Origin of the sequence: Streptomyces sp. NPDC127190 (assembly GCF_042672505.1) — a bacterium.
Classification (GTDB): Bacteria; Actinomycetota; Actinomycetes; order Streptomycetales; family Streptomycetaceae; genus Streptomyces.
Genome location: NZ_JBHXVE010000009.1, coordinates 1 through 11969 on the forward strand (window position 1 = coordinate 1; position 11969 = coordinate 11969).

Annotated in this window: 10 protein-coding genes and 1 tRNA gene; 5 read left to right on the forward strand and 6 right to left on the reverse strand. The window is 71.7% G+C overall.

From position 1 onward, the window contains the following. Positions 1-389: 389 nt before the first annotated feature. Positions 390-929: a GNAT family N-acetyltransferase gene (locus ACFVIU_RS15880; RefSeq protein WP_385843036.1), complete on the reverse strand. Its 540-nt coding sequence runs from the start codon at positions 927-929 to the stop codon at positions 390-392. Between the two features lie 169 nt (positions 930-1098). Between ACFVIU_RS15880 and ACFVIU_RS15885 the strand changes: the two genes are divergently transcribed. The 4 genes from ACFVIU_RS15885 to pyk all read left to right on the forward strand — a co-directional run bounded on the left by ACFVIU_RS15885 (position 1099) and on the right by pyk (position 6710). After that, positions 1099-2529 carry a pyridoxal phosphate-dependent decarboxylase family protein gene (locus tag ACFVIU_RS15885; protein ID WP_385843301.1) on the forward strand — a complete coding sequence of 477 codons (1431 nt, stop codon included), beginning with the start codon at positions 1099-1101 and terminating at the stop codon, positions 2527-2529. Next, positions 2526-3935: a lysine N(6)-hydroxylase/L-ornithine N(5)-oxygenase family protein gene (locus ACFVIU_RS15890; protein ID WP_385843037.1), complete on the forward strand. Its 1410-nt coding sequence runs from the start codon at positions 2526-2528 to the stop codon at positions 3933-3935. The genes ACFVIU_RS15885 and ACFVIU_RS15890 overlap by 4 nt, the downstream gene beginning before the upstream one ends. Positions 3936-3987: 52 nt before the next feature. Beyond that, positions 3988-5136: a GDSL-type esterase/lipase family protein gene (locus ACFVIU_RS15895; protein WP_385843038.1), complete on the forward strand. Its 1149-nt coding sequence runs from the start codon at positions 3988-3990 to the stop codon at positions 5134-5136. Between the two features lie 137 nt (positions 5137-5273). Further along, the gene (gene pyk, locus ACFVIU_RS15900; RefSeq protein ID WP_385843039.1) at positions 5274-6710 is read left to right on the forward strand and encodes a pyruvate kinase; all 1437 of its coding nucleotides are present in this window, start codon (positions 5274-5276) and stop codon (positions 6708-6710) included. Positions 6711-6776: 66 nt separating this feature from the next. Here pyk and ACFVIU_RS15905 read toward each other — a convergent pair. Further along, positions 6777-6851 (reverse strand) — tRNA-Leu (locus ACFVIU_RS15905). Between the two features lie 146 nt (positions 6852-6997). Between ACFVIU_RS15905 and ACFVIU_RS15910 the strand changes: the two genes are divergently transcribed. Next, a complete protein-coding gene (locus ACFVIU_RS15910) occupies positions 6998-7609 on the forward strand; it encodes an ANTAR domain-containing response regulator (RefSeq protein ID WP_385843302.1) in 612 nt (203 codons plus the stop codon). A gap of 50 nt (positions 7610-7659) precedes the next feature. Here ACFVIU_RS15910 and ACFVIU_RS15915 read toward each other — a convergent pair whose 3' ends face one another. From ACFVIU_RS15915 to ACFVIU_RS15930, 4 genes are read right to left on the reverse strand one after another with little or no spacing between them, the layout of a single operon-like run. After that, positions 7660-8376, reverse strand: coding sequence for an ABC transporter ATP-binding protein (locus ACFVIU_RS15915; RefSeq protein WP_385843041.1), 717 nt, complete (start codon positions 8374-8376; stop codon positions 7660-7662). After that, positions 8373-9233 (reverse strand): ABC transporter ATP-binding protein, encoded by an 861-nt coding sequence (locus ACFVIU_RS15920; protein ID WP_385843042.1) that lies wholly within the window; start codon positions 9231-9233, stop codon positions 8373-8375. The genes ACFVIU_RS15915 and ACFVIU_RS15920 overlap by 4 nt, the downstream gene beginning before the upstream one ends. A 6-nt stretch (positions 9234-9239) precedes the next feature. Beyond that, positions 9240-11012: a branched-chain amino acid ABC transporter permease gene (locus tag ACFVIU_RS15925; protein ID WP_385843303.1), complete on the reverse strand. Its 1773-nt coding sequence runs from the start codon at positions 11010-11012 to the stop codon at positions 9240-9242. 5 nt (positions 11013-11017) lie between these two features. Beyond that, positions 11018-11947, reverse strand: a complete 930-nt coding sequence (locus ACFVIU_RS15930) for a branched-chain amino acid ABC transporter permease (protein WP_385843043.1) — start codon at positions 11945-11947, stop codon at positions 11018-11020. Between the last annotated feature and the right edge of the window lie 22 nt (positions 11948-11969).

Sequence of the window (11969 nt, forward strand, 5' to 3'; positions counted from 1 at the left end):
GCCCGGCACGCCGCCCGGCCCGGCACGCCGCCCGGCCCGGCACGCCGCCCGGCCCGGCACGCCGCCCGGCCCGGCGCGTGGCCTGGCCGAGGCCGCGGCGGTGCAGCGGCAGGGCTCCGTCGTCGCGGCCCGCGAGCCAAGGCAGCAGTGAGCGGCCGTACTCCTGGAAGACCGCCCCTGCGCGCCCTCTCCCGGGGACGCCGCCCCGCTAGGGTGCCGCCCCCTGCGCGGCCTCTCCCGAGGGCGCCGTCCGGCGCAGTACCGCCCGGTGTACGCGCCCTTCGCACGGGGCCCGGGGGCGCTGCCCCGCTAGGGCCCCGCCCCGCTAGGGCACCGTCCCGCTAGGCCGTCGCCCCGCTAGGGCACCGCCCCGCTAGGGCACCGTCCCGCTAGGCCGCCGCCCGGCGCAGTACCGCCCGGCGTACGCGCCCCTCGCGCGGGCCTGGGCGGCGGTTGCCCGGCTCCTCCTGGGGTGGCGAGCCGGTGTCCAGGCTGAACCCCAGCCGCTCCAGGAAGCGTTCGCCGGAAGGCCAGCCGGGGGGCACCGTCGCCGTCACCGTCGTGGTGTCCCCGGCGCGGGCCAGCAGCGACGCGGCGAGCAGCCGGCCGAGCCCCCGGCCCCGCGCCCAGGGGGCCAGCAGGAACAGCCCCACCGCCACCGCGCCCGGCTCCGGATGGTTCCGTACGGCGTCCACCACGCCCGCCACCACCCCGTCCCGCTCCAGCACCAGCAGCACCTTGTCGTCGGGGCTCGCACCCTCCGGCAGCGCGTAGTACAGGCCCTGCACATCGCCCGGCCCGGACGGCAGCCCCGTCGCCGCCAGGAACCAGTCCTCGCACTCCTCGAACAGCCTCAGCAGCGGCCCCTCGTCCGCCGGGCCCAGCTCCCGCACCAGCACCCGCTCACCGGGCACGTCGATCGTCCACACGCACACCACCGCCCCAACGCGTTTTCCCCGTACGGGAATACCCACTTTCGGGTTCTGTTCGCCGGACTTTCGGGACGTGCGCTCCACTACCGGTACAAGCTGGAACTCCGGCCGTACGCCCAGAGCCCCGCACCCCGCCCGAGGAGGGTCCATGAGCGCAGGAGAGCCGTTGTCCATCCCGCCCCTCGCCGCAGGCCCCGGCGGCCCCGACGCACTGCGGCCGCTGCTCGGCACCGTGCTGGACGCGCTCGCCGCCGGCGGCCGGGCGCGCGGCGGGCCGCTGCCCGCGGGCGGACCGCAGGCCGTCGCCGCGCGCGTCGCCGACGCCCTCGGGGACGTCCTGCCGGACGACGGCGACCCCGACGCCCTGCGCACCCTGGTGCACGCCCTCGCCGAGGGCGCCGCCGACCCCGCCGACCCGCTGTGCGCGGCCCATCTGCACTGCCCGCCCCTCGCCGTGGCCACCGCCGCCGACCTCGCCGTCAGCGCCCTCAACCCCTCGCTGGACTCCTGGGACCAGGCCCCGGCCGCCTCCGTCCTGGAGGCCGAGGTCACCCGGGCCCTGGCGCGGCAGGCCGGGCTGGCCGACGCGGTGGTCACCACCGGCGGCACCGAGGCCAACCAGCTCGCCCTGCTGCTCGCCCGCGAGGCGCACGGCGGCAGCGTCCGGCTGGTCTGCGGGGCCGGCGCCCACCACTCGCTGCCGCGCGCCGCCTGGCTGCTCGGCCTGCCCGACCCGGTCGTCCTCCCGACTCCCGGCGGCACCCTGGACCCCGCCACCCTCGACGCCGCCCTCACCGTCCTCTCCGGCCCGCTGCTGGTCGCCGCGACCGCCGGCACCACCGACGCCGGCCTCATCGACCCGCTGCCCGAGATCGCCGGGCTGTGCACCGCGCACGGCGCCCGGCTGCACATCGACGCCGCCTACGGCGGAGGCCTCCTCTTCAGCGACCGGCACCGGGAGAAGCTCGCCGGGCTGGAGGCCGCCCACACCGTCACCCTCGATCTGCACAAGCTCGGCTGGCAGCCGGTCGCCGCCGGGCTCCTCGCCGTCGCCCGCCCCCGCGAACTCGCCGCCCTGCACCAGCGCGCCGACTATCTGAACGCGGACGACGACACCGAGGCCGGCCTCCCCGACCTGCTGGCCCGCTCCCCGCGCACCACCCGGCGCCCCGACATCCTCAAGATCGCCGTCACCCTGAGAACCCTGGGCCGCCGCGGACTCGGCGCCCTGGTCGACCAGGTCTGCGCCCGCGCCCGGGAGTTCGCCGCCCTGGTCCAGGACGACCCCGGCTTCGAGCTGTACGACCGGCCGGTGATCAGCACGGTCCTGTTCCGGCCGTACGCGGCCGCCGACGCCGACGTGGCCGCCGTACGCCGCACGCTGCTGCACGAGGGCCGGGCCGTCCTCGGCCGCGCCCGCCTCGACGGCCGGCTCTGGCTCAAGGCCACCTTCCTCAACCCCCACACCCGCCCGGCCGACCTCGCCCACCTCCTCGAACTCGTCGGGAAACACGCCGCAGAAGCCGCCGCAGAGCCCGTCGTAGAGCCCGCCGAAGACCTTGTGGAACCACCCGTCGAAGGAAGCCCCCTCAGATGACCCACCCCCCACGGCACGAGCCCGAGTCCCCCCGTGACCTGGTCGGCATCGGCATCGGGCCGTGCAACCTCTCCCTCGCCGCCCTCGCCCACCCGCTCGCCGAACTCGACGCCGTCTTCTACGAGCAGCGCCCCGGCTTCGACTGGCACCCCGGCCTGCTCATCGAGGGCGCCACCATCCAGGTGCCGTTCCTCGCCGACCTGGTGACCCTCGCCGACCCCACCAGCCCCTGGAGCTTCCTGAACTACCTGCGCGGCCGCGACCGGCTGTTCCCCTTCTACTTCGCGGAGCGCTTCCACATCCACCGTGCCGAGTACGACGGCTACTGCCGCTGGGTCGCGCAGCAGCTGCCCGGACTCCACTTCCGCCACCAGGTCGACGCCGTCCGCTGGAACCCCGAACGGGACGTCTTCGAGGTCGACTTCACCCAGCTCGACAGCGAGGGCGAGGCCGAGGCCCTGGGCCGTACCTACACCCGCAACGTCGTCCTGGGCGTGGGCACCGCACCCCATGTGCCCGACCCGCTCCAGCCCCTCGTGGACGCCCCCGGCGTCCCGGTGATCCACGCCGCCGACTATCTCGGCCACCGCGCCGCCCTGCTCGCCGCCGGGCATGTCACCGTCGTCGGCTCCGGCCAGTCCGGCGCCGAGATCTTCCTCGACCTGCTGCGCCACCGCCCGGCCGGCCGGGAGCAGCTGCACTGGATCGGCCGCAGCGAGGCGTTCGCACCGATGGAGTACTCCAAGCTCGGCCTGGAGCACTTCACCCCGGACTACACCCGCTACTTCCACGCCCTCGCCGAGCCCGTCCGGGACCGGCTGGTCGCCGCCCAGTGGCAGCTGCACAAGGGCATCGACGCCGACACCGTCGCCGCCATCCACGACGAGCTGTACCGGCGCACCCTGGACGGCGGCTGGCCCGACGCCGTGCTCACCCCGGGGGTCCGGGTCCGTACGGCCGGCCGGATCGCCACCACCCGGATCGAACTGCACCTGGAACACCTCCAGCAGAGCAGCCGCTCCCGGCTGACCACCGACGCCGTCGTCCTCGCCACCGGCTACCGCGAGCGCCCCCTCGGCCGCATCCTCGCCGGACTCGACCCCTACATGCGCCGGGACAGCAGCGAACGCCCGCGCATCGACGAGGAGTTCAGGATGGTCCTCGACCCCTCCGTGACCGGCGCGGTCTACGTCCAGAACGCCGAGCTGCACACCCACGGCATCGGCGCGCCCGACCTCGGCCTCGCCGCCTGGCGCAGCGCGAGCATCCTCAACTCGCTCACCGGCAAGGAGCCGTACCCGCTGCCGGTCCGAACCGCCTTCACCACCTTCGGACTTCACCAGGAACCCCGGGTTCCGCAGGCCCGGCAGGCGAAGCGGCTGACCCCGCTGACCGACGGGAGGTGAGAAAGCCGGCCATACCGGAAGAACGAGCCGCCCGGCGGTGTTGGGGGCTGCCATGAACACGACTTGGATCGCCGCCCGCCGTGCCGCCGCCGTCAGCCCGTACGAGAGTTCCGCGCTGGCCCCGAGTCGGGGATTCGCCGGACAGACCCTCCGTCAGTATCTGCGGCTCGCCGGGGGAGGGGAGGCGGTGCGGATCACGCTCAGCAACCGCTACGGCAAGGAGCCCCTGGAGATCGGCGCCGCCCGCCTCGCCACCCGCGCCGCCGGCCACGGCATCGACCCGGCGACCGACACCGCGCTCACCTTCGCCGGGTCCGCCACCGTCACGATCCCGGCGGGCGAGGACACCGTCAGCGACCCGGTCGAGCGTGCCGTCACCGCCGGCCAGGAACTCGCCGTCAGCCTCTATCTGCCCGGTGACACCGGCCTGACCACCTTCTCGATGGTGCCCTACGACACCGGCCACGCGGCCCCCGGCGACCAGGCGTCCGCCGCGCGGCTGCGCGACGCCGAGGAGGTGCCGACCGGCCACTTCGGCATCGGCGCCGATGTACGGGCGCCCGAGGGCACCCGGATCGCGGTGGCCTTCGGCGACTCCTGGATCGAGGGCACGGGCACCACGCCCGGCCGGGACGGCAGCTTCCCCGCGCAGCTCGGCCGCCGGCTCGGCCGCGGCTGGATCGTCAACCAGGGCATCGCCGGCAACCGCCTGCTCACCGACGAGATCGGCGAGCGCCTGCTCAGCCGCGTCGACCGAGATGTCCTCGCGGTGCCCGGGGTGAGCCATGTCCTGATCCACATCGGCCTCAACGACCTCGGCATGCCCGGCTTCCGCGCCTTCCCCGCACCCGCCGAGGGCGCCGGCGCGGCCGACCTCATCACCGGGCTCACCGCTCTCGCCGAGCGCCTGCGGGCCGCCGGCCTCACCGTGATCGGCTCCACCATCGGCCCGTACCGGGGCACGGTCTACGAGGGGTACGACACCGAAGCCGGCCAGGCCGCGCGGCGCGAGGTCAACGCCTGGCTGCTCAGCGACCGGAACCCGTTCGACGCGGTGGTGGACGTGGCCGCCGCCGTCGCCGACCCGGAGCAGCCCGAACGGATCCGCCCGGAATTCGACAGCGGCGACGGTCTGCACGTCAATGACGCCGGCGCGAAAGCGATCGCCGACGCCGTGGACGTCCGTCTGTTCGACCTCTAGAACGAGAAACCGGGAAATCGCTCAAAGGAGCGGGCTGTCGCCCAATTCAACACTTGTCAATAAGCCTTTACCCAGAGTCTGTTGAGTGGACATACGGTGCCGATTCTCTACCCGCGGGTAAGCCATAGGCTCGACTCATGCGCCGAGCAAAGATCGTTTGTACATTGGGGCCCGCCACCGACTCGTACGACCAGATCAAGGCACTGGTCGAAGCCGGAATGGACGTCGCCCGTTTCAACCTCAGCCACGGCACCTACGCCGAACACGAGGAGCGTTATCAGCGCGTACGGAAAGCGGCCGACGAAACCGGCCGCAGCGTGGGAATCCTCGCCGACCTTCAGGGTCCGAAGATCCGCCTCGGCCGCTTCCGCGAAGGACCGGTACTCCTTGAACGCGGGGACACCTTCACCATCACCGTCGAGGAGGGCGTCGAGGGCGACCGCCACCAGGTCGGCACCACCTACGCCGGTCTCGCCGCCGACGTCACCCCCGGCGAGCGCGTCCTCGTCGACGACGGCAAGGTCTGCCTGGAGGTGACCGCCGTCGACGGCCCCCGGGTGCGCACGGTGGTGGTCGAGGGCGGCATGGTCTCCGACCACAAGGGCCTCAACCTCCCCGGCGTCGCCGTCTCCGTCCCCGCCCTCTCCCCGAAGGACGAGGACGACCTGCGGTGGGCGCTGCGCACCGGCTTCGACGTCATCGCCCTCTCCTTCGTCCGCAGCGGCGACGACGCCAGGGACGTGCAGCGCATCATGGCCGAGGAGGGCCGCCGCCTCCCGGTGATCGCCAAGATCGAGAAGCCGCAGGCCGTCGCCGACCTCGACTCCATCGTGGCCGCCTTCGACGGGCTGATGGTCGCGCGCGGCGACCTCGGGGTGGAGATGCCGCTGGAGCAGGTGCCGATCGTGCAGAAGCGCGCGGTCAAGCTGGCCAGGCGCAATGCCAAGCCGGTCATCGTGGCCACCCAGATGCTCGACTCGATGATCGAGAACTCCCGGCCGACCCGCGCCGAGGCCTCCGACGTGGCCAACGCGGTCCTCGACGGCGCGGACGCGGTGATGCTGTCCGGCGAGACCAGCGTCGGCAAGTACCCGGTCGAGACCGTGCGCACCATGGCGAAGATCGTCGAAGCGGCCGAGGAGGACATGCTGGCGGCCGGTCTGCCCCCGCTGACCGAGCGGAACAAGCCCCGCACCCAGGGCGGCGCGGTCGCCCGGGCCGCCGCCGAGATGGGCGACTTCCTCGGGGCGCGGTTCCTGGTGGCCTTCACCCAGTCGGGAGACACGGCCCGCCGGCTGTCCCGGTACCGGTCGCCGATCCCGCTGCTCGCCTTCACCCCGGAGCCGGCCACCCGCTCCCAGCTCAGCCTGACCTGGGGCGCCGAGACCTTCCTCGGCCCCCATGTCGACTCCACGGACGCCATGGTGGCCCAGGTGGACGAGCTGCTGCTGCGCTACGGCCGGTGCCGCAAGGGCGATGTCGTGGTCATCACGGCGGGTTCACCGCCCGGGGTCTCCGGCTCGACCAACATGGTCCGGGTGCATCACATCGGCGAGGACGACAGCCCGAAGTGAACGCGAAAAGGGCCCCTCTTCGAGAGGGGCCCGCAAGAAGTGCTGACCTTGGGATCCAAGGAAAAGTGCCCCGGGTCGGACTCGAACCGACACTGTACGGGTTTTGAATCCGTTGCCTGCTGCCAATTGGGCTACCGGGGCTCGCAGAATCCAAGGTTTCCCCCGACCCTCCGCGCGTCCACCATACCGTAGCTAGGTAGGCTCTTGTCAGCAGTACCCCTGCCCCTGAACGAGGAGCCCCCGTGACCGCCGAGTCGCCCCAGCCCGCAGACGCGCCCGACGACGAGATGTCGCACGTGCCTCCGCTGACGACCCGTGTCGTCATCGCCGAGGACGAGGCCCTGATCCGGCTCGACCTCAAAGAGATGCTGGAGGAGGAGGGGTACACCGTCGTCGGCGAGGCCGGGGACGGTGAGCAGGCGGTCGAGCTGGCCCGTGAGCACCGGCCGGACCTGGTGATCATGGATGTGAAGATGCCCAAGCTGGACGGCATCTCCGCGGCCGAGAAGATCGCCGAGGAGTCCATCGCCCCGGTTCTGATGCTCACCGCGTTCTCGCAGCGCGACCTGGTGGAGCGGGCCCGCGACGCCGGCGCCATGGCCTACCTGGTCAAGCCGTTCAGCAAGAGCGACGTCGTCCCGGCCATCGAGATGGCCGTCTCCCGCTTCACCGAGCTGCGCCAGCTGGAGAAGGAGGTCGCCGACCTCACCCTGCGGCTGGAGACCCGCAAGCTGGTCGACCGCGCGAAGTCCGTCCTCCAGACCGAGTACGGCCTGACCGAGCCGGCCGCGTTCCGCTGGATCCAGAAGACCTCCATGGACCGCCGGATGTCGATGCAGCAGGTCGCCGAGGCGGTCATCGCGGACAGCCAGGAGAAGAAGGCCGCGAAGAAGGGCTGACCGATGATTCCCCGCGCCCCTGCCGAGGCGCGGGGAAGCCGGCGTTCTTCTCAGTCCTCGCCCAGGTACGCCTTGCGTACCGACTCGTCGTGCAGCAGGTCCTGGCCGCTGCCCGACAGGACGACCGAGCCCACCTCCATGACATGGCCCTGGTCGGCCAGGGAGAGCGCCGCCTGGGCGTTCTGCTCGACCAGCAGAATCGTCGTCCCCTGCGACTTCAGCTCCGCGATCGTCGCCATGATCTTCTGCATCATGATCGGCGACAGGCCCATGGACGGCTCGTCCAGCATCAGCAGCTTCGGCCGGGACATCAGTGCCCTGCCCATCGCCAGCATCTGCTGCTCACCGCCGGAGAGGGTGCCCGCGGCCTGCTTGCGCCGCTCGCCCAGGATCGGGAAGAGGTCGTAGGCCCGCTGGATGTCCTTCTCGATGCCGTCCTTGTCCTTGCGGAGGAAGGCGCCGAGCTGGAGGTTCTCGGCGATGGTCAGGCGCGGGAAGATGTGCCGGCCCTCGGGGGAGTGCGCGAGCCCCAGGGCGACGATCTTGTGCGCCGGGATGCCGGCGAGCGGCTTGCCGTCGAAGACGATCTTTCCGGAGACCGGCTTCAGCAGACCCGACAGGGTGCGCAGGGTCGTCGTCTTGCCGGCGCCGTTGGTGCCGATGAGGGTGACGACCTGGCCGGCCTCGACGCTGAACGAGATGCCCTTGACGGCCTCGATCTTGCCGTAGGCGACCCTGAGGTCCTCGACCTCGAGCAGTGCGGTCACGGGGCCTCTCCCTCGGTGGTGCTCGTGCTCTCCGTGGCGGCGTCGGCCTCCGCGGCCTCGACCTCGGCGGCCTCCGCCGTACCCGGGTCGCCCTCGAACGGTTCGCCCAGGTAGGCGGCGACGACCCGCTCGTCGGCCTGGACGACGTCCGAGGTGCCCTCGACCAGCTTCTCGCCCTGGACGAGGACGGCGACCCGGTCGCACAGGTTGAAGATGAAGCGCATGTCGTGCTCGATGACGAGGACGGCGATGCCCTTGTCCCGGATGGCGAAGACCAGTTCCTCGGTGGCCCGGGTCTCCTGCGGGTTCATGCCGGCCGTCGGCTCGTCGAGCAGCAGCAGCCCCGGCTCGCTGGCCAGCGCCCGGGCGATCTCCAGCTTGCGCTGCTCGCCGTAGGGCAGGTTGCGGGCGAGGTGCTCGCGCTTGCCGGCCAGGCCGACGAACTCCAGGAGTTCCATGGCCTTCGCCTCGGACTCCTTCTCCGCCTTGCGGAAGCCGGGGCCGCGCAGCAGCGCCGACCACAGCCCCTCCTTGGTGCGGGTGTGGCGGCCCACGAGGACGTTCTCCAGAACCGTCATGTTGGCGAAGAGCCGGATGTTCTGGAAGGTACGGGCGATGCCCGCCTGCGTCACCAGGTGCGGCTTGGGCGGCAGCACCTTGCCCTGGTAGGCGACCGTGCCCTCGGTGGGGACGTACAGACCGGTGAGGCAGTTGAAGAACGTCGTCTTGCCGGCGCCGTTGGGGCCGATCAGGCCGACGATCTCGCCGCTGTTGACCGTGAAGTCGACGGACCGGACGGCGGTCAGGCCGCCGAACCGCATGGTGACGTCACGGGCTTCGAGTACAGGTGTCGTCATGGTTCCTCACGCCCCTGCCTTGGTGACGGCCGCTTCGTCGGACAGCGTCGCCTGCTGGGGTACGTCGAGCTGGCCGGTCTCGTGGAACTCCAGCTGACGGCGGCGGTTGGCGATGATGCCCTCCGGCCGGAACCGCATGAGCAGGATCAGCGCGACACCGAAGGCCAGCAGCTCGTAGTTCTGCATGAACTGGAGCTTCTCCGGGATCAGATAGAGCAGGCTGGCGCCGAGCAGCGGGCCGCTGACGGTGCCCATGCCGCCGAGGACGACGGCGGCCAGCAGGAACGCCGAGTTGGGCGGGGCGGCACCGGCGAACTGGTAGGGCTGCGGGTTGACGCTGTAGTTCACGTGGGCCATCACGGTTCCGGCGAGACCCGCGAGGGAGGCGCCGAGGGCGAAGGCGATGAGCTTGACGCGGAAACCGTTGATGCCCATGGCGGTGGCGGCGGTCTCGTCCTCGCGGATGGCGATCCAGGACCGGCCGATCCGGGAGTCGGCGGCGCGGGTGAAGACGAGCACGACGACGGCCGTGATGATCAGCATCAGGAACAGGTAGTTGGCGAACCGGCCGAGCGTGAACGAGCCGATCTGGTGGGCGTCGCCCAGGTTGAACCCGAAGATGTTGATGTCGGGGATCTGGGTGATGCCGTTGGGGCCGCGGGTGACGTTCGGTCCGGAGTCGCCGTCCAGGCTGTTGACGGTGATCCGGAAGATCTCTCCGAAGCCCAGGGTCACGATGGCCAGGTAGTCGCCGCGCAGCCGCAGCGTGGGACCGCCGATCAGCACACCGAAGACCAGCGAGGCGGCCATGCCGGTGAGCGCGGCGGCCCAGAAGGGGAAGTGGACGTCGAACGGCGAGTACTCGGAGCCCGAGACCAGCGCGGCCGCGTAGGCGCCGACGCCGAGGAAGGCGACGTAGCCGAGGTCGAGCAGACCGGTGAGACCGACGACGATGTTCAGGCCGAGGGCCACGGTGGCGAAGATCAGGATGTTCACGCCGATGTTGGCGTTGTGGTCGTCGCTCTGGGTGAACGGGAAGATCACGGCGGCCACGAAGGCGAGCGTGGTGGCGAAGCTCCGGTGCCGGGCGGACATGGCCGCGTAGCGGTCGAGGAGACCCGCGTGCACCAGGCCCCAGGCGGCGAACACCAGGACCAGCAGGAAGCCGATGAAGGTCTCGCTGTCGTCGTCGTTGATGCCGATGCCGTAGGTGAAGACCACCAGGCCGAGGGCGGTGCCGACGGTGACGGCGGCGCGCTCCGCGAGCGGCGACAGGCTGCCGTGGTGCGGCTGGTCGGGCTTGGTGAGATAGCCCTTGATGCCGGTGCCCGGCGCCGGGTGGGGCAGGGCGAGGGCGCCGATGAGCGGGAGCGCGGAGGCCGCCATGGCCACGAAGCCGCCCGGCTCCAGGTTGACCAGACCGCCGAGGTCGACGGCGATGGCGAGGCCGGTGAACCAGCAGACCGCGAACGCGGAGAGGCTGGTCAGGACGACGGGGGTGGTGGCGCCCGAGGGGTTGAGCCAGCCCAGCCCCTTCACGTTCCACAGGGTGAGCCCGTACAGCAGGGTCAGCGCGCCGGCGACCAGGGCCAGGATTTGCAGACCGGCCGGATAGCCGTAGATGGTCAGGTCGCCGGGGAAGTCGGGCGTCCAGGTCCAGCTGAGGAAGGTGCTGGCGATGGTGCCGACGGCGCCGGCCGTGATCAGCAGCCGGGCGGCCAGGGGCGGCAGCGGTATCGGACCGCGCTCGGCGGGGGCCTGGGTGGTGGTGTCGGTCATGCTGCTCACGCCCTGTCCGCGACGCGTTCGCCGAGCAGGCCCTGTGGCCTGAAGAGGAGTACGAGAATCAGGAGGACGAAGGCCCACACCGGGGCCCAGCTCATGCCGCCCAGCTGGTGCATGCCCGGGACGTCGGAGATGTAGGCGGTGGCCATGGCCTCGGCGAGACCGAGCACGAGACCGCCGAGCATGGCGCCGTAGATGTTGCCGATGCCGCCGAGGACCGCCGCGGTGAAGGCCTTGAGGCCGGCGAGGAAGCCCATGTCGTAGGAGACCGAGCCGTACTTGAGGCCGTACGCCGTGCCCGCGACCGCCGCGAACAGGCCGCCGATGGCGAACGCGATCACGATGATGCGGTTGGTGTCGATGCCCATCAGCTGCGCGGTGTCCGGGTCCTGCGCGGTGGCCTGCATGGCGCGGCCGGTGCGGGAGAGGCGGACGAAGAAGGCGAGGATCGCCATGCAGACCGGCGCGGCGATGATCAGGAAGACGTCACCGCTCTGCACCGTGACCGAGCCGAGGTGGTACGGCCCGAACGGCAGCTGCGGGAACACCCGGGCGGTCTTCGCGTTCGGGTAGAGGTTGAACACGAGCTGCTGGAGGGCGAGCGAGAGGCCGATGGCCGTGATCAGCGGGGCGAGCCGTGGCGCGCCCCGCAGCGGCCGGTAGGCGAAGCGCTCGGCGCCCACGGCGATCAGTACGGCGATCAGCGCGCCGCCGAGGAGCATCGCGGGCAGGGCTATCCACATGGATATGCCGTCGGGCAGGGCGAGATAGACCGTGAGGGCGCCGAAGCCGCCCGTCATGAAGATCTCGCCGTGGGCGAAGTTGATGAGCTGGACGATGCCGTACACCATCGTGTAGCCGATGGCGATCAGCCCGTACATCGAGCCGAGGAACAGCCCGTTGGCCAGCTGCTGCGGCAGGGTGTTCACCGCATGGCCTCCATGTGGTGGG

Excerpts from the sequence above, each read along its gene's own strand:
- ACFVIU_RS15895 (WP_385843038.1), top strand. The coding sequence starts at position 3,988 with ATGAACACGACTTGGATCGCCGCCCGCCGTGCCGCCGCCGTCAGCCCG.
- pyk (WP_385843039.1), top strand. The coding sequence starts at position 5,274 with ATGCGCCGAGCAAAGATCGTTTGTACATTGGGGCCCGCCACCGACTCG.
- ACFVIU_RS15920 (WP_385843042.1), bottom strand. The coding sequence starts at position 9,233 with ATGACGACACCTGTACTCGAAGCCCGTGACGTCACCATGCGGTTCGGC.
- ACFVIU_RS15890 (WP_385843037.1), top strand. The coding sequence starts at position 2,526 with ATGACCCACCCCCCACGGCACGAGCCCGAGTCCCCCCGTGACCTGGTC.
- ACFVIU_RS15910 (WP_385843302.1), top strand. The coding sequence starts at position 6,998 with ATGTCGCACGTGCCTCCGCTGACGACCCGTGTCGTCATCGCCGAGGAC.
- ACFVIU_RS15925 (WP_385843303.1), bottom strand. The coding sequence starts at position 11,012 with ATGACCGACACCACCACCCAGGCCCCCGCCGAGCGCGGTCCGATACCG.